Below are 16,770 nucleotides of genomic sequence, written 5' to 3'. Positions count from 1 at the left end.
ACTGTCTTATATTCAAACCTAAAGCTTAGGGAAAAAAAGCTTGGATGACGATTAAAAAATTTATAATTTTGCCGTCCAATTTTATTACGTAAATTAAAGAAGAAGATGGATATTAAAAGAGTAGCGATAGATGCTGTAAATGAAACAATTGTAATGACAGTTGTTCACATGGATTACAAAGGTCAGGTAGCCAAAAGAATCAATGAAAAAATGCCTTTGGCACAAGTGAAAGGATTTAGAAAAGGAGCTGTGCCTAAAGATTTAGTTGAAAAACAATACGGTAAAGCAATTAAACAAGAAGAGGTTAAGAAAGTAGTTGACTTGGCTTTAGAACGTTACATTCAGTCTGAGAGATTGAATCTTTTAGGTACTCCACTTCCTAAAGTAAACGAAAATTTAGATTGGTCTGCTGAGGAATTAGTATTCGAATTTGAAATTGGTTTAGTGCCAAACTTCGAATTAGACTTAGATGCTAAAAACGATATCGTAAAATACATTGTTACTGCTGACGATAAATTAATCGACGGACAAGTAGAGCGTATCCAAAAACAATTTGGTAATGCAATTCCACAAGACGCTGTTGTTGAAGGTGCTGATTTAAAAGGAATTTTTACTAACGAAGCAGAAGGAATTGGAAATACTACAACTATTTCTTTGAATGTTTTCAAAGACAAAGCTACTGCTGATAAATTCATCGGTAAAAAAGTAGGTGATGTTGTGACAGTAAACACTCAAGGTTTGTTTGAAGACGATCACCAATTAATGGATTACTTAAAAGTAAGTCATGATGTGGTTCACACTTTGGCTGTTGATGTTGACTTCACAATCGAAGCAATTACTGTGTCTGAACCAGCTGAATTAAACCAAGAGTTATTTGATAAATTATTCGGAGAAGGTAAAGTAGCTTCATTAGATGAATTGAAAGCTAAAATCAAAGAAGATGCTGAGTCTCAATTTGCGCAACAAGCAGACCAAAAATTATTAGGTGATGTGACTGAGTTCTTAATCGAAAACACAAAATTCGATTTGCCTGCTGAATTCTTGAAAAAATGGTTGCAAACTGTAGGTGAGAAAAAATTAACTGCAGAAGAAGCTGAGGTTGAATACGCTCGTTCTGAAAAAGGATTGCGTTTCCAATTAATCGAAGGAAAAGCTTTAGCTCAAAATGATATCAAAATCACTTTTGAAGATTTAAAAGCGTTCACAGCTAAAAATATCAGAATTCAAATGGCTCAATTTGGTCAAACAAATCCAACTGACGAAGAAGTAGATGGAATTGTTGCCAGAGTTTTATCTAACCAAGATGAAGTGAAAAGACTTTCTGATCAGGTAGTTGCTGAAAAATTATTGGAATTATTCAAAGAAAAAGCAAATCCAACTACTAAAGAAGTAACATACGAAGAATTTATTGCTGCTTCTTACGGAGAATAAATAATTTCTGGAATAGCGGTTGGCATTAGCCAAAAGTTAAAAAAATAGTTATATTTGAGCGTCAGAAGTTTCTTTTGACGCTCTTTGTTTTTACATGCTTTTTGGACTTTATAAGACAGAATGGCATTGTTTTCAAAGAGGTACAACCTTTGATAAGTACAATAAAAACAACTATAACTCATAATTAATAAAAATATGAACTACGGTAAGGAATTTAAAAAATTTGCTACAAAGCACCAGGGAGTAAACGCCATGTATTACGATAAAATCGTAAATGCGATGACGCCTACTAATATGACTCCTTATATTATTGAAGAACGTCAGTTAAATATTTCGCAATTAGACGTTTTCTCTAGATTGATGATGGACAGAATTATCTTCTTGGGAACCGGTATTGACGATCAAATTGCAAATATTGTTCAGGCGCAATTATTATTCTTAGAAAGCGCTGATGCTTCTAAGGATATCCAAATTTATTTGAATTCACCGGGAGGAAGTGTATATGCAGGATTAGGGATTTATGATACCATGCAATACATCAAGCCAGATGTAGCTACAATTTGTACAGGAATGGCAGCTTCTATGGGTGCTGTGTTGTTATGTGCGGGTGCAGCAGGAAAACGTTCGGCTTTACCACATTCAAGAGTAATGATTCACCAACCATCAGGAGGTGCTCAAGGAGTTGCATCTGATATGGAAATCAACTTACGTGAAATGTTGAAACTGAAAGATGAGTTATACCGAATTATTTCTCATCATTCAGGACAAACATTTGATAAAGTTTATGCAGATAGCGAGCGTGATTACTGGATGATTGCTGAAGAAGCAAAACAGTACGGAATGATTGATGAAGTTTTAATAAGAGAAAAATAATTAGTTCCAAGTTTAAAGTTTAAAGTTTAAGGTTGCTGAGGGAACTTTAAACTTTAAACAGCTTAAACTTTAAACAAAAAAAAATGGCAAAAGAAGTATTAGAGTGTTCGTTTTGTGGAAGGAAAAAACCGGAAACCAATTTGTTGATTGCCGGAATTAATGCGCACATATGCGACAGATGTATCGAACAGGCTCACGGAATTGTTCTTGAAGAGTTGAAATCAAGCGGAAGTTCGAAATTAATTGGTGATTTGATTTTGCAAAAACCAAAAGAAATTAGAGCTTTTTTAGATGAATATGTAATCGGGCAAGACCAAACAAAAAAAGTAATGTCGGTAGCGGTTTACAATCATTACAAACGTTTGATGCAACAACAATTAGACGATGAGGTAGAGATTGAAAAAAGTAACATCATCATGGTGGGTCAAACTGGAACCGGAAAAACATTAGTGGCTAAAACCATTGCTAAAATGTTAGATGTTCCTTTGGCTATCGTAGATGCGACTGTTTTGACAGAAGCTGGTTATGTGGGAGAAGATGTAGAGACTATTTTAACGCGTTTATTGCAGGCTGCTGATTATGATGTGGCTAAGGCAGAACGCGGAATTGTATTTATTGACGAAATTGATAAAATTGCCCGTAAGAGTGATAATCCGTCTATAACCCGTGATGTTTCGGGTGAAGGAGTGCAACAGGCCCTGTTGAAATTATTAGAAGGAACTGTGGTGAATGTGCCACCTAAAGGAGGTCGTAAACACCCGGATCAAAAATTTGTTGAAGTTAACACGCAAAACATTCTGTTTATTGCAGGAGGGGCGTTTGACGGAATCGAAAGAATTATATCCAAGCGATTAAACCGTCAGGCAGTGGGTTATTCTACTTCTAAAAATGAAGATAATATCGATAAAGAAAATTTGTTGCAATATATTATCCCGAAAGACATCAAAGATTTTGGATTGATTCCGGAGATCATTGGTCGTTTACCGGTGTTGACACACATGGATCCTTTGGATAGAGAAACCTTGCGTGCTATTTTGACCCAACCTAAAAATGCGTTGATTAAGCAATATGAAAAATTGTTCTTGATGGATGAGGTTGAATTTAGTATTTCGAATGATGCTTTGGACTTTATTGTTGATAAAGCATTAGAATATAAATTAGGAGCTCGTGGACTTCGTTCGTTATGTGAGGCTATCTTAACCGATGCGATGTACGAATTGCCAAGTACAGATGAAACAACTTTGGAGATTGATTTGGATTATGCTAAGGAAGCGTTAAACAAAAATTTATTAAAAAGATTGGAGATTGCTTCTTAAATTTAAGACAATTAAAATAATTAAGCCCGACAGTTTTAAAAAAAGCTGTCGGGCTTTTTAATAGGTGTCATTTTATTAACGTAAAAATCAATAAATCTGTTTTTTTTTAAACAATATATTGTCGATTTTTGTCACTTCTAAAATCAATATAGATTAAAAATGGCAATTGAGGATAAAGAGATTATTTTATTAAAAGTTTCTGGTCAGGATAAACCAGGGGTAACAGCTGGTTTAACATCAGTTTTGGCGATGTATAATGCCGTTATTTTAGATATAGGTCAGGCAGATATTCATGATACACTTTCGTTAGGAATTTTGTTCGAAATTGAAGCTGGTTCTTCATCAGCTCCGGTTTTGAAAGATTTGTTGTTTAAAGCGTACGAATTAGGAATTAAAGTAAAATTTATTCCAATTACTATAGACGATTACGAAAAATGGGTAAAAGCGCAGTCTAAACAACGTTATATCATTAATATTTTAGGTGAAACTTTGGCCGCGGGACAATTGGCTGCGGTGACTAAAATAATGTCCGACCAAAATTTAAATATTGATTCCATAAAAAGATTAACAGGAAGAACTTCTATTGTAGAAACAGAAATTTATCCACGTTCCTGTGTACAATTGTCTGTTTCGGGAGATATTGTGGATAAAACGGCAATGACAGCCAGTTTTATGGAAATTTCCAGAACTTTAGACGTTGATATCTCTTTCCAGGAAGATAATATTTACAGAAGAAACCGTCGTTTAGTATGTTTTGATATGGATTCGACTTTGATTCAAACCGAAGTTATAGACGAATTGGCGGAATTAGCAGGAGTAGGTGAGCAGGTAAAAGCTATCACCGAATCGGCGATGAACGGTGAGATTGATTTTAGTGAAAGCTTCAAAAAACGTATGGCTTTGCTTGAAGGTTTAAGCGAAGATGTCTTGCATAATGTGGCTGTCAATTTGCCAATTACTAAAGGTGCACACCGCTTGATGAAAGCCTTGAAATATTATGGCTATAAAACGGCAATTCTTTCAGGAGGGTTTACTTATTTTGGAAACTATTTGCAAAAAGAATTAGGAATCGATTATGTGTATGCCAATCAATTGGAAATTAAAGATGGGAAATTGACCGGAAATTATGTAGGTGAAATTGTTGATGGAAAAAAGAAAGCCGAATATTTAAAAGCTATAGCTGAAAAAGAAGGTATTCATATCAATCAAACCATTGCTGTAGGTGATGGAGCCAATGATTTACCAATGATTAATCTGGCTGGATTAGGAATTGCTTTTCATGCTAAACCTACCGTAAAAGAAAGTGCGGCAACTTCTATTTCAAGTTTAGGATTAGATGGTGTTTTATATCTATTAGGTTATCATGATCGTCATATCGATATGATGGATAATATCTAGAATACGTAAATATAACATTTTCAAAACCTTAGTTCTAATTTTGAGCTAAGGTTTTTTTATTTCGTTACATTTAAAATTGTATTTTTATAATACAGACTTAAATAACGTACAATGATAACAGTTCAAACAAAAATTCAGGCTCCCATTGATAAAATTTGGGATTTATGGACATTGCCGGAGCATATTACCCAGTGGAATATGGCTTCTGAAGATTGGCATACACCTTTTGCAGAGAATGATTTGAAAGTAGGTGGAAGATTTAAATCGACTATGGCTTCAAAAGACGGAACCATGAGTTTTGATTTTGTGGGTACTTATTCGGCTGTTTTGGATAAAAAATTAATTGCTTATACTATAGAAGACGGCAGAGTGGTTATTATTGTTTTTGAAGAGTTGGAAGATGGTTTTGAAGTCAGGGAATATTTTGAACCAGAATCAGTGCATTCTGAAGAATTACAATATCAGGGCTGGCAGGCAATTTTGGACAATTTTAAGAAATATGTTGAAAATAATTTGAGCTAAATTCTATAGAATGGCAAAACAAATATGGCTTAATTTACCCGTAAAAGATATTAAGCAATCCAAGAAGTTTTTTTCTAAACTTGGTTTCTCTTTCAATGAGCAGCATGATACAGAATATTCAACCTGTTTGTTAGTTGGTGAAAATAATTTTGTAATCATGCTTTTTGAAGAAACCATGTTTCAGGAATTTATAAAAAATTCAATTGCGGATACTCAATTAAATTCGGAGGTTTTAATATCAATTGATGCCGAAAGTTGGGAAGAAGTAGATGCAATTGCGCAACGGGTTGAAGAAGCCGGTGGAACAGTCTTTTCAAAACCGGCATTGAGTCAGGGCTGGATGTATGGCTGCGGTTTTGCTGATTTAGACGGACATCGTTGGGGTGTTTTGTATATGGATTTTAGTAAATTGTCTTAATAAATATTGAAAATGGAAACATTAACTTTTAAGATTGAAATTCAGGCGTCAAGAGAAAAAGTTTGGTCAGTTTTGTGGGAAGATGCCAGTTATAGAAAATGGACGGGTGTTTTTTGCGAAGGCAGCTATGCTATAAGCGACTGGGAAGAAGGCAGTTTTGTTCAATTTCTCACACCCAATGGTGAAGGAATGCATAGTGTTATAGAAAAGAAAACAGAAAATGAATATATGGCTTTCCGACATTTGAATATGATGAAAAACCATGAAGTTTTGCCTGTTGATACTGCAACTCAGGAATGGATTGGTGCCATGGAAACCTATCGTTTAACTTCCAGTAACGGAATGACTGTTCTGGAGGCTACAGTAGATACCAATGAGAAATACATCGATTATTTCAATACCACATTTTCAAAGACATTAGCGCTGATAAAAGAATTATCAGAAGAATAATTAATGATTTAAAATAAGAATCATGACAACAATCAATCCGTATTTAATTTTTAATGGCAATTGCGAAGCAGCTTTTTTATTTTATAAATCTGTTTTTGGCGGAGAATTTCCATACATAGGGAGATTTAACGAGATGCCAGCAGGCGATAATACTCCTGAATTGTCTGAAGAGGAAGGAAACCGAATTATGCATGTTTGTTTACCAATTGGAGGAGTGATGTTAATGGGAAGTGATAGTAATTCGGCCAGTGGTGATGTTGTTTTTGGGAACAATTTTTCGGTTTCTGTCAATGTAGAAACTAAGGAGGAAGCCGATCGAATTTTTAATGGACTTTCGGCAGGAGGAAATGCCTATATGCCAATGGCGGACACTTTTTGGGGTGCTTATTTTGGGATGTTTACCGATAAATTTGGAATAAACTGGATGGTTAATTTTGATAAAAACGAAAAGCAATAAGGATGAGAATAGTCAAAAAAATAGTATTTGGACTTTTAGTTCTGATAGTATTGCTTCTGGTAGTAGCTTTATTTATACCTAAAGATTATACGGTTTCGGTTTCAACAACTATAAACCAACCCAAAGGAATAGTTTTTGATTATGTGAAATTGATTAAAAATCAGGAAGAATATAGTGTTTGGGTAATGCAGGATCCTAATGTTGTGATGAAATATACCGGAACTGACGGAACTGTAGGTTTTAAGGCGGAATGGAATAGTAAAGACGATAATGTAGGCGAAGGCTCACAGCAAATTTCAAAAATTACCGATGACAGGATTGATGTCGATTTGCATTTTGAACGACCAATGAAAGGAGATGCTAAAGCGGCTACTTTTGTAGAGGATGTTTCGGGAAATCAAACTAAAATCACCAATGAATTCTATGGGCATTCCGATTATCCAATGAATTTGATGTGTATTATAGGAAAGAAATTTATCACTGATGCACAAACTCAAAATTTAGCTAATTTGAAGAAGATTTTGGAAAAATAATAAATTTTTTAAGCCACGAATTCACGAATAAAACGCAAAAGAGACTATCTTTTTACAATGCCACTAAATTTTAAAATTACTTTTCTTAGTGGAATTTTGATATTATATAAATTAGTGAATTCGTGGCTAAAATAATTATACTATCACTTTCTCTTGCATACTTTTCAACTGCTCCAGATAATCTCGTTGATTGGACAATCTTGGGATTTTATGCTGACCACCTAATTTGTTATTGTCTTTTAGCCAATCGTAAAACAAGTGTTCTCTGGCAACATTAATTACCAAAGGATTTAGCGTCATGTTATTGTAACGTTTGGCTTCGTAGTCGGAATTCAGAGTTTGTAAAGTTTCGTCCAACGCTTTTTGAAAAACATTCATGTCAGCCGGTTTTTTCTTAAACTCAATCATCCATTCGTGTGCTCCTTTTTCTTTTCCGTCCATAAAAATTGGTGCAACGGTATAGTCGATTATTTCAGCATGGGTAATATGACAAGCTTTGGCAAGCGCCTGATCGGTGTTTTCGACCATTAATTCTTCTCCAAAAACGTTGATATGGTGTTTTGTTCTTCCGGTAACCCTAATTCTAAATGGATTTAGCGAAGTAAAACGCACGGTATCTCCCACTAAATAGCGGAACAATCCCGAATTAGTGGTGATAACAATAGCATAGTTTTTATTCAATTCTACATCGGCTAAACGGATTACTTTTTGATTTGGAGTGCCAAAAGTATCCATTGGAATGAATTCATAAAAAATTCCGTAGTCCAGCATTAACAGCAAATCACTTGAATGATTTAGATCCTGAATGGCAAAAAAGCCTTCCGAAGCATTGTATATTTCGTAATATTTGAATTCTTTTTTAGGTAGCAGGTTTTGGTATTGTTCACGATACGGATTAAAACTCACGCCACCGTGAAAATAAACTTCGAGGTTTGGCCAAATTTCAAGTAAATTCCCTTTGCCGGTTTCTTCAAGCATTTTGTTCATTAACACCAGCATCCACGAAGGAACTCCTGCAAAGCTGGTTACATTTTCTCTTTTGGTTTCGTTGATAATGGCTGCCATTTTGGATTCCCATTCGCTCATTAACGAAATTTTATTGCTTGGCGTACTGCTGAATTCAGCCCAAATAGGCATATTTTCAATCAATATTGCCGATAAATCCCCGAAAAAACTGTTGTTGTCTTCGTAAATTTGAGAACTTCCTCCTAATCGTAAACTTTTGCCTGTAAAAAGTTCTGAATTTTCATTGTTACTCAAATACAAACACAGTAAATCCTTGCTGCCTTTATAATGGCAATCTTCCAGCGCTTCATAGCTTACGGGGATAAATTTACTTTTAGCATTAGTCGTTCCACTTGATTTTGCAAACCATTTGATAGGAGATTCCCAAAAAATGTTTTGTTCTCCCTGACGGGTTCTTTCGATATAAGGTTGTAATTCTTCGTAAGTAGCAATCGGAATTCTTTCAGCAAATGTAGCATAGGATTTAATCGATGCATAATCGTATTTTTTGCCTAATTCTGTATTTTTTGCTGCAGCAATTAAATTCATAAGTAACTCTTCCTGAACCTCGTTTGGGTATTTTAGGAAAAGTTCAATTTGGTGGATTCGTTGTTTTAAAACCCAGGAAGCAAATGAATTGATGAGCTGTGTTGGCATTTTTAAAAAATAGGGTTATGAAATTTACCTAAGGAATAATAACTTTACCAAAAATAGCAAAATTTACGAAATAGCAAACCTTAAAAATTTAATCTTAATGCAATACGAAGGCGTACTTACTAAAATGGAAACCGAATATGGTCAACCTATTCAATACTACTTAGTTTTTGAAACTAGTTTTTTGAATGTTAATCAGCTTATTGGTAAAGATATTGCTATTGATTTTGTAGGTTTTCAATGCTTGAATTGCAATAAGAAAAAGAAAATTTTCCGTCAGGGATTTTGTTACGAATGTTTTTATTCCAGTGCTGCTGTGGGCGACTGGATTATGAAACCCGAGTTGAGTACGGCACATTTAGGAATTGCCGATAGAGATTTGGCTTATGAAGAAAAAGTGCAGTTACAATCTCATATAGTATATTTGGCTTTGTCTAGTGAAGTGAAAGTAGGAGTGACACGTAAAACTCAGGTCCCTACACGATGGATTGACCAGGGAGCTAATGAAGCGATTGCAATTGTGGAAGTTCCTAATCGTTATTTAGCCGGAATTACCGAGGTGGCTTTGAAAGATCATTATGCCGATAAAACCAATTGGCGTAAGATGTTGACCAATGATATTGAAGCTGTCGATTTGGTTGCCGAACGATTAAAATTGGAAAAATTAATTCCGACAGAAGTTCAGCAGTATTTTTATCCTGAAAAGAATGATTTGTACCAATTGGAATATCCCGTTTTGCAATATCCTTCGAAGGTGAAGAGTCTAAGCTTAGATAAAACCCCTAATTTTAAAGGGAAATTGACCGGGATAAAAGGACAGTATTTATTGTTTGAAGATGGAACTGTTTTTAATGTTCGTGGATCTGAGGGGTATGTGGTGAGTATTTCACTGTGAAAATGTTTCAATCTGGGTTATCTTTCAATAAAAAACAAAAAAGCCGTTTCAAATTGTAGTTTATACGGCTCGTTTGTTTAAAATGAAAATCATATTAACTCACGTTATGCAGAAATACTTCGGCAGGAATGCTAAAATAGGTTTTTAGTTTCTGCGCCATTTTTAAAGTAATTTCTCTTTTTCCCGAAAGGATTGCTGAAACATGACCTTTGCTTCCTATAATTGGCTCAAGATCTTTAGCTTTTATTCCCATTTCCTCCATTTTATATTTAATTACTTCTAAGGCATCGAGTTCAGGTAATTGATAATGTTTTTCATCATAATCTTTTATCAAAACAATCAATAAATCCAATTCATCACTTTCAGCTGTGTTGGGTTCAGCATTGAAGATTTCCATCATTCGTATTGAAGCCTTGTTGTAATCGTCTTCTGTTTTTAATACTTTCCAGTTCATAATTAAATCTTTTTGTCTGTTAGAATTGTGGTGTCAAATGCAATAGTTTCTACATTTATTTTGTCATATTCTTTGTGGGTTCCAAACCAAATTACATAACAGGCGCTTTGTAGAAAATTAACTGAAATGACCAATCGAAAATCATTTCCTTTGATGTTGAAAACTACACGGTTGTTGTTTACAATACTTGCATTTCCATAAACTCTTTTGAGTTCATTGAAGTTGTTAAATTCCAATTTTGAAAATTCATTGTACCAAATCAGCAACTGTGTTGCTGCCATTGGATACTTTTTGATGTAAAATAAAACCGTTTTCTTTACAAGGATTTTCATTTAACAAAAGTAATTAAAAGTTTTCAATTTGCAAACTTTGTTTTAATGTCGAAATTTTTAAAACCGTTAATGTTTTTAGTTAATAGTAATCATTTTGCCTTTTTCATCAGAGAAAACAAACAAGCCGTTTCAAAATACTATTTGAGACGACTTGTTTGTTTAAAAAAGAGTATCATTAATTCGTTTTTGTAGTATCTACTGCTTTTTTCTTTTTGTTGAACAGATTGTTCAATAGGTCGGTTGCTTTTGCTTTTACCTCTTCTTTAGCTTTCGTTTGTACTTCGGCTTTCGTTGTCGGAATTACCGTTTTTGTGGTATCTCCGGCTTTTTTGTTTTTATTGATAATGTCGGTCAGGGCTGCGTTTCCTTTGCTCACTAATTTTTGTTTTTGTTGTTGGATTAGTTGATTGGTCAAATTGGTTGCAGCAGCTTTTAAATCAGTGGTGATTTTAGGTTTTGAAAAAGTACCTCCTAAAATAGCATTAATCGGAATGTTTTCCAGTTTTTGAGCATCGGCAGCAGATAATTTCGAAATTAATGCATTAGCTTCTGTTCCAAGATATTTTGCCGGAACATTGAATTTGATGTTGTAATTCATACTTTGGTCAAAACCATGCGTACCGCCAATAGTGGCTTGAATATCCTGATACTTGATGTTAAAAGGTTTTACGTTTACTTTTCCGTCTTTAAAAGTAATGGCAGCTTTTAAGTCATTCAAATTGATTTTACTCATGTCTAAAAACTTGATGTTTGAAGTTAAGGCTGTCAACAGCGTCGAATTACTGGAATTGATGGTCGTAGAAAGAAATTGACCTAACAAATCTCCGGTTATGGTTTTTAAATCGGGAGTAAGTTCGTTAGCATCCAGATTTCCGTTTAGTTTAATGGTAGAATTGATTTTTCCATTGACAATTCCGGCGATAGGAGCCAGTTTTTTCAACATGTCTAGCTGAGTAAACGATTGTGCAATATCCACTTGGTTTAAACCTAAATCCATATCAAATGTTGGTGTTTTTCCTTTGGTAGAAACCGCTCCTGACAAACCTATGGAACCTCCAAAAATGTTGGTTTTAATCTTTTCCATCGTTAGTTTTTCGTCTTTTACAACTAATTTTCCGGAAACATTTTTCAGTGTTAAATTATCATACAAGACCGTATTAGCCTTTGCGGTAAGCGTACAGTCTAAGTAAGCAGGGATTTTCATGGCTTCTGTTTTCTTAGCTGAAGTAGTTGTCGTTTCAGTTTTAGCTGTTGTTGTTTTTGGACTTTCTTCTGTAGTGACAAAATCATTAACAGCTAATTGATTAGAAGTTAGATTGAAATTTCCCTGTAGGTTTTGATTTTTAAAGATAAAACCGTAAAAATTTTCTAAAACCCCAGTAATGCTCAAATCACTTTTCCCAGTAGAAGCTTTAAATTGTTTCAAGTTTACTCTTGAAGGATTAAAAGCAATTTCGGCTGTACTAATGTTCATTGATTTGCCGTTTTCGTCGGTGTATTTGAATCCGGATAAACTCATCATTCCGGCATTTTTAATGTTTTGGTACTCACTTTTTTCTACCGATTGCATGTCGAATTGAGTAGTTACATCAGCTTTTAGAATTCCGCTTAATGGTTTGTCTAGTTTTATAGGATAAGCTTTTGATAAATTACCTAAATTGATGGTTCCTTTCAATATAGCATCTACAAGAGCATTTTGGGTAACATTTTTAATATTGGCTTTGGCATTAAAAACGTCCTGATCAATGCGGAAAGAAAGCTTGTCTAAGTTGACATAAGTATCATTTAAAATTCCGGTTTGATTGATGATTTTAGTATCGATGACAATATTTTGTACCGATTTAGGTAGATTAGGATATTGAAAAGAAGCATTATTAGAAGCGATTTCGATATTGAATTTTGGAACCGTTTTGTCTGAGTACAATCCTTTCGCAAATCCGGCTACTGTAAAATCTCCAGTAGTTTTTACATTGTCTAGATTTGCCGCATAAGCAGCAGGAATTACACCTAAGAAGTTTTTGAAAGATGAAGTAGGGGTTTTGAATTTTAAATCGTATTCCTGACCGGCATCAACCAATTGAATATAACCGTCAAATTCTAATGGCAACTGATTGATTAAAGCCTTGTTTTCTTTGAAAGTATATTTGCTTTTTTCTAAATCAATTCCAAGTACAGCGTCTAAAGTCAATGCTACATTTTTCATGTAGTTTACCTTATCCATGTCTAAACTTATTTTTGCGGTTGATTTGGTATTTAAATCTAATTTGGATGCAGCGAAATCTCCGGTACCTTCGTGATTCAAACTATCAATAAGCATTTTTATTTTGGAACTTTCGTCGAAATAACCAAATTGAAAATTTTCAATTTTATATTCTTGAATATTTAAGGCTAATGGTTTGCTCTTTGAATCATCTGAAGTTGTTTTGTCATCCTTAATAGCAATATCATAATTGCCAATTCCCTCTTTGTTGAAAATGATATTGATTAAACCGTCTTTAGTATTAATTGCATCAATGTTTATGGGTTCATTATCGCCTTTAAAAAGTTCTTTGACTGACATTTTTAAATGCAATTCACCTAGAGCAACTAAGGTGTCTCCTTCAAAAGGTGCTTTGTTAATAATGGCTAATTTTTCTACCGAAACAGTTGCGTTGGGGAAGTTTTTGAACAAACTCAAATCGGCATCTGCAAAACTCACTTTTGCATCCACTTTTTGATTGATAGCCTCCAAGATTTTTGCTTTTATCTGATCTTTAAAAAAATAAGGAATTGCGAATAAGGAAACAGCAAAAAGAGCGATAATAGTTCCGAATATTTTTAGTGCTTTATTTAACATGGCGAAGGAATTTAAATTATACTTGAGATGTTCTATTACAAAAATAAAGTAATAGGCGTAGATAAGTTTATAATATTTTCATAATATGTCATATCTTCTTAAGGAGATTACAAAAAAAATCCGCTTAAAATTATAAACGGATTTTGATTGATACTATTTTAGAAAACTGAAAATTATTAATAAATGCTTATTTCAAAAGGTAACATTGCCTGAATTCCTTTTCGGGATTGCAATTTTTTGATTTGTTGTAAAAGTTGGTAGTTTTCTTTTCCAATTTCTTCTTTAATAATGTCGGCTTTTGAACTTCCAAAAGGTAATTTTGACAGCATATCGTCAAGATTTTCTTCATATTCAGGATAGTTTTTGGTGCTGTAATCCTGAGTTTTAGATAAACGGGCTGCTTCAACAATGGCTGCGTTTAGTCCGCCAATTTTATCTACCAGACCAATTTTTAATGCTTCTGAACCTGACCATACTCTTCCTTGTGCAATAGAATCTACAGATGCAAAACTCATTTTTCGACCTTGAGCTACATGGCTGACAAAGGTTTTATAAACATGTTCGATACCCTCCAGTGTCACATTTTTAAAGTTTTCTTCCATTGGGACAAACGGACTGTAATCGGAAGCATTTTGATGTGTTTTCACTTGTTCTATATTAATTCCGATTTTTTTTGTCAACTGACTGAAATTTGGAAGGATGCCAAAAACACCTATTGATCCTGTGATGGTATTGTCTTGAGCCAAAATGGTATTGGCATTACAGGCGATATAATAGCCTCCGGATGCGGCATAATTTCCCATAGAAACCACAACCGGTTTTACTTTTTTAGTTAACTCTATTTCTCTCCAAATTAAATCAGAAGTCAAGGCATTTCCTCCCGGGCTGTCAATACGCAAAACGATAGCTTTTATGTTTTTGTCTTTTCTGGCTTCTTGTAAAGAACGACGCATAGAACCTTCTCCTATAGTGTTTACATTGCCTTCTCCACTCATAATTTCGCCTTGAGCGTAGATAACAGCAATTTTGTCCTCACTTTCAGTTAAACTTGCCGTTGAAATCATTTTGTTAGTGTAATCACTAATTGAAATTTTGTTGTAATCTTTGTTTAGATTTACCTTTAATGCTTTTTTGATGTTGTCATGATAAACATCTTCATAAGCAATATAGTCGATTAGTTTTTCTTTTTGGGCCATTTCCGGAGTTCGGGCCAGTAGTCCGTTGGCAATTTGATTTAATTGCGTTACTGAAATTTTTCTGCTTATAGAAATGTCCTCGATTACTGAATTCCATATCGATTGTAGTAGAGAGGTAGTTTGTTCTCTATTGGCATCACTCATTTGGTTTTCAAGAAAAGGTTCCACAGCGCTTTTGTATTTACCGTGGCGAATGACTTCCATTTTTATACCTGTTTTTTCCTGTAAATCTTTGTAGAACATGATTTCTGATGAAAGTCCTTTGAAATCCAATTCGCCCATAGGGTTTAGATACATCTTTGTAGCTACCGAGTTCAGGTAATATTCTTTTTGAGAATAGCTATTGGCATAAGCCATGATAAATTTTCCTGATTTTTTGAAATTTTCTAAAGCATTGCGCAAATCTTTAGTTTGTGCCATACCTAGTTCAGAATTGTTATTTAAAATGGAAATTCCTTTAATGTTATCATCCATTGAAGCAATATCGATAGCATTGATTACATCTGAAAGTCCAATGTTTTTTTCGTCTGATATAAAACTAATCCATGGATCTTTGTATTGGCCGGCATAATCGTATTTTACATCTGAAAGATTGAGTTCGAGAACCGAATTGCTTTTTAGAGTCTCTGAATCATTGTCGCCTCCAAAAATTGCGGCTATAAAAATAATTCCAAAAAAAGATAGCATTAAAAAAACAAACAGACCTACAACTGTAGCGATAACATTGCTTAAAAACTTCATAATAGTATTCTTTGATTTGTAGCAAAAGTAGCTTTTTGAACGATATCTCTTAGATTGATTCGCAGATACTTTATGCAAAGATATTGCTAATTCTAAAATTCTTTAGTTATTTTGTGGTTAATATGAAAGCACAACATCAGGTTATTTTATCTATTGGCAGTAATCAAGGCGACCGACTAGGAACAATCAAAGAATGTATTCGATTAATACATCAGGAAATAGGAACAGTGATAAACGTTTCTCGGGTTTATGAAACTGCTGCCTGGGGTTTTGATAGTGATGCTTTTTATAACTGTGCATTACTTTTACACAGCCATTTTTCGGCTACTGAAGTGTTGTCAAAAGCCTTAACAATCGAACAGCAATTAGGACGAATAAGAAATAATCAAAACGGTTATCAATCCAGAATAATTGATATTGATATGGTCGCTTTTGATGAAGTTATCATTGATACCGAATCACTAACAATTCCACATCCTTTAATGCAAAATAGAAAGTTTGTATTGCTTCCTTTTCAGGATTTAAATATGAATTGGATACATCCTGTTTTAGGAAAGAGTGTTTTAGAATTAGTTGCTCTTTGTGAGGACGAAGGGAAGTGCATTGCTGTGGCTTCAATCGAAAATCCATTGCAAAAATTTGACTTTAGCCATTTACATTACATCGCTTTTGAAGGGAATATTGGTGCCGGAAAAACAACTTTGGCTACTAAAATTGCGCAAGATTTTAAGGCTAAAACCCTTTTTGAACGCTTTAGTGATAATTCCTTTTTGGCAAAATTTTATAAAAATCCGGAGCGATATGCCTTTCCGTTGGAATTGTCTTTTTTAGTAGATCGTTATGAGCAATTGTCAAAGGATTTGGCTTCATCAGACTTGGCAAAAGAGTTTCTGGTTGCCGATTATCATGTTTTTAAATCTTTGATTTTTGCAAAAGTTACTTTGGAAGATGAAGAATATCAATTGTATAAAAATCTTTTTGATATTGTTTATAAAGAAATTCCCAAGCCGGATTTATATGTTTATTTATTACAGCATCCGGATAGATTATTGGAAAATATTAAAAAAAGAGGCCGAGATTATGAACAGGAAATTTCAGCTGAGTATCTTGAGAATATTAATCAGGCCTATTTGGATTATTTGAATGAACAAAAAGACTTAAATTTATTAGTACTTGATATGACTAATAGGGATTTTGTAAATAATCAATCGGATTATCTTTTTGTTTTAGAAGAAATACAGAAGAAAATTAATAGTTAA

General features: G+C 34.0%; 16 protein-coding genes. 11 read left to right on the top strand and 5 right to left on the bottom strand.

Annotation, left to right across the window (positions count from 1 at the left end; all coding sequences use genetic code 11):
- The first annotated feature begins 105 nt into the window (after positions 1 to 105).
- From AAEO59_RS00365 to AAEO59_RS00325, 9 genes are all read left to right on the top strand, one after another.
- Entirely contained in the window at positions 106 to 1,431 is a 1,326-nt protein-coding gene (locus AAEO59_RS00365) for a trigger factor (RefSeq protein WP_341698777.1), read from the top strand.
- Between the two features lie 195 nt (positions 1,432 to 1,626).
- Positions 1,627 to 2,304 carry an ATP-dependent Clp endopeptidase proteolytic subunit ClpP gene (clpP, locus tag AAEO59_RS00360; protein WP_341698776.1) on the top strand — a complete coding sequence of 226 codons (678 nt, stop codon included), beginning with the start codon at positions 1,627 to 1,629 and terminating at the stop codon, positions 2,302 to 2,304.
- Positions 2,305 to 2,387: 83 nt separating this feature from the next.
- Positions 2,388 to 3,620, top strand: coding sequence for an ATP-dependent Clp protease ATP-binding subunit ClpX (gene clpX / locus AAEO59_RS00355; RefSeq protein WP_341698775.1), 1,233 nt, complete (start codon positions 2,388 to 2,390; stop codon positions 3,618 to 3,620).
- A gap of 159 nt (positions 3,621 to 3,779) precedes the next feature.
- Positions 3,780 to 5,018, top strand: coding sequence for a phosphoserine phosphatase SerB (gene serB / locus AAEO59_RS00350; protein ID WP_341698774.1), 1,239 nt, complete (start codon positions 3,780 to 3,782; stop codon positions 5,016 to 5,018).
- 111 nt (positions 5,019 to 5,129) lie between these two features.
- Entirely contained in the window at positions 5,130 to 5,540 is a 411-nt protein-coding gene (locus tag AAEO59_RS00345; protein WP_341698773.1) for an SRPBCC domain-containing protein, read from the top strand.
- Between the two features lie 10 nt (positions 5,541 to 5,550).
- Entirely contained in the window at positions 5,551 to 5,958 is a 408-nt protein-coding gene (locus tag AAEO59_RS00340) for a VOC family protein (protein ID WP_341698772.1), read from the top strand.
- Between the two features lie 12 nt (positions 5,959 to 5,970).
- A complete protein-coding gene (locus tag AAEO59_RS00335) occupies positions 5,971 to 6,408 on the top strand; it encodes an SRPBCC family protein (RefSeq protein WP_341698771.1) in 438 nt (145 codons plus the stop codon).
- 22 nt (positions 6,409 to 6,430) lie between these two features.
- Positions 6,431 to 6,865 (top strand): VOC family protein, encoded by a 435-nt coding sequence (locus tag AAEO59_RS00330; protein ID WP_341698770.1) that lies wholly within the window; start codon positions 6,431 to 6,433, stop codon positions 6,863 to 6,865.
- Positions 6,866 to 6,867: 2 nt separating this feature from the next.
- A complete protein-coding gene (locus AAEO59_RS00325; RefSeq protein WP_341698769.1) occupies positions 6,868 to 7,398 on the top strand; it encodes an SRPBCC family protein in 531 nt (176 codons plus the stop codon).
- 135 nt (positions 7,399 to 7,533) lie between these two features.
- On the opposite strand, the gene AAEO59_RS00320 is transcribed toward AAEO59_RS00325, so the two are convergent.
- Positions 7,534 to 9,060, bottom strand: a complete 1,527-nt coding sequence (locus AAEO59_RS00320; RefSeq protein WP_341698768.1) for a GH3 auxin-responsive promoter family protein — start codon at positions 9,058 to 9,060, stop codon at positions 7,534 to 7,536.
- Positions 9,061 to 9,157: 97 nt separating this feature from the next.
- Here AAEO59_RS00320 and AAEO59_RS00315 point away from each other — a divergent pair, with 97 nt between their 5' ends.
- A complete protein-coding gene (locus AAEO59_RS00315; RefSeq protein ID WP_341698767.1) occupies positions 9,158 to 9,952 on the top strand; it encodes a DUF2797 domain-containing protein in 795 nt (264 codons plus the stop codon).
- Between the two features lie 94 nt (positions 9,953 to 10,046).
- Here AAEO59_RS00315 and AAEO59_RS00310 read toward each other — a convergent pair whose 3' ends face one another.
- The 4 genes from AAEO59_RS00310 to sppA form a co-directional block, all read right to left on the bottom strand.
- Positions 10,047 to 10,406, bottom strand: a complete 360-nt coding sequence (locus AAEO59_RS00310; RefSeq protein WP_341698766.1) for a helix-turn-helix domain-containing protein — start codon at positions 10,404 to 10,406, stop codon at positions 10,047 to 10,049.
- Between the two features lie 2 nt (positions 10,407 to 10,408).
- Positions 10,409 to 10,738, bottom strand: coding sequence for a type II toxin-antitoxin system HigB family toxin (locus AAEO59_RS00305; protein ID WP_341698765.1), 330 nt, complete (start codon positions 10,736 to 10,738; stop codon positions 10,409 to 10,411).
- A 175-nt stretch (positions 10,739 to 10,913) separates the two neighbouring features.
- Positions 10,914 to 13,574, bottom strand: coding sequence for an AsmA-like C-terminal region-containing protein (locus AAEO59_RS00300; RefSeq protein ID WP_341698764.1), 2,661 nt, complete (start codon positions 13,572 to 13,574; stop codon positions 10,914 to 10,916).
- Positions 13,575 to 13,750: 176 nt separating this feature from the next.
- The gene (gene sppA / locus AAEO59_RS00295) at positions 13,751 to 15,511 is read right to left on the bottom strand and encodes a signal peptide peptidase SppA (protein ID WP_341698763.1); all 1,761 of its coding nucleotides are present in this window, start codon (positions 15,509 to 15,511) and stop codon (positions 13,751 to 13,753) included.
- 122 nt (positions 15,512 to 15,633) lie between these two features.
- On the opposite strand from sppA, the gene folK reads away from it, so the two are divergent.
- Positions 15,634 to 16,770, top strand: a complete 1,137-nt coding sequence (gene folK, locus AAEO59_RS00290; protein ID WP_341698762.1) for a 2-amino-4-hydroxy-6-hydroxymethyldihydropteridine diphosphokinase — start codon at positions 15,634 to 15,636, stop codon at positions 16,768 to 16,770.

Source organism: Flavobacterium flavipallidum (genome assembly GCF_038289905.1).
GTDB lineage: Bacteria > Bacteroidota > Bacteroidia > Flavobacteriales > Flavobacteriaceae > Flavobacterium > Flavobacterium flavipallidum.
Note: the sequence above shows the minus strand (reverse complement) of the source record. Positions and strands in the feature narration are given on the sequence as shown.

Excerpts from the sequence above, each read along its gene's own strand:
- clpP (WP_341698776.1), top strand. The coding sequence starts at position 1,627 with ATGAACTACGGTAAGGAATTTAAAAAATTTGCTACAAAGCACCAGGGA.
- AAEO59_RS00340 (WP_341698772.1), top strand. The coding sequence starts at position 5,551 with ATGGCAAAACAAATATGGCTTAATTTACCCGTAAAAGATATTAAGCAA.
- clpX (WP_341698775.1), top strand. The coding sequence starts at position 2,388 with ATGGCAAAAGAAGTATTAGAGTGTTCGTTTTGTGGAAGGAAAAAACCG.
- AAEO59_RS00305 (WP_341698765.1), bottom strand. The coding sequence starts at position 10,738 with ATGAAAATCCTTGTAAAGAAAACGGTTTTATTTTACATCAAAAAGTAT.
- AAEO59_RS00335 (WP_341698771.1), top strand. The coding sequence starts at position 5,971 with ATGGAAACATTAACTTTTAAGATTGAAATTCAGGCGTCAAGAGAAAAA.
- folK (WP_341698762.1), top strand. The coding sequence starts at position 15,634 with ATGAAAGCACAACATCAGGTTATTTTATCTATTGGCAGTAATCAAGGC.
- AAEO59_RS00325 (WP_341698769.1), top strand. The coding sequence starts at position 6,868 with ATGAGAATAGTCAAAAAAATAGTATTTGGACTTTTAGTTCTGATAGTA.
- AAEO59_RS00365 (WP_341698777.1), top strand. The coding sequence starts at position 106 with ATGGATATTAAAAGAGTAGCGATAGATGCTGTAAATGAAACAATTGTA.
- AAEO59_RS00310 (WP_341698766.1), bottom strand. The coding sequence starts at position 10,406 with ATGAACTGGAAAGTATTAAAAACAGAAGACGATTACAACAAGGCTTCA.
- sppA (WP_341698763.1), bottom strand. The coding sequence starts at position 15,511 with ATGAAGTTTTTAAGCAATGTTATCGCTACAGTTGTAGGTCTGTTTGTT.
- AAEO59_RS00315 (WP_341698767.1), top strand. The coding sequence starts at position 9,158 with ATGCAATACGAAGGCGTACTTACTAAAATGGAAACCGAATATGGTCAA.
- AAEO59_RS00345 (WP_341698773.1), top strand. The coding sequence starts at position 5,130 with ATGATAACAGTTCAAACAAAAATTCAGGCTCCCATTGATAAAATTTGG.
- AAEO59_RS00330 (WP_341698770.1), top strand. The coding sequence starts at position 6,431 with ATGACAACAATCAATCCGTATTTAATTTTTAATGGCAATTGCGAAGCA.
- AAEO59_RS00320 (WP_341698768.1), bottom strand. The coding sequence starts at position 9,060 with ATGCCAACACAGCTCATCAATTCATTTGCTTCCTGGGTTTTAAAACAA.
- AAEO59_RS00300 (WP_341698764.1), bottom strand. The coding sequence starts at position 13,574 with ATGTTAAATAAAGCACTAAAAATATTCGGAACTATTATCGCTCTTTTT.
- serB (WP_341698774.1), top strand. The coding sequence starts at position 3,780 with ATGGCAATTGAGGATAAAGAGATTATTTTATTAAAAGTTTCTGGTCAG.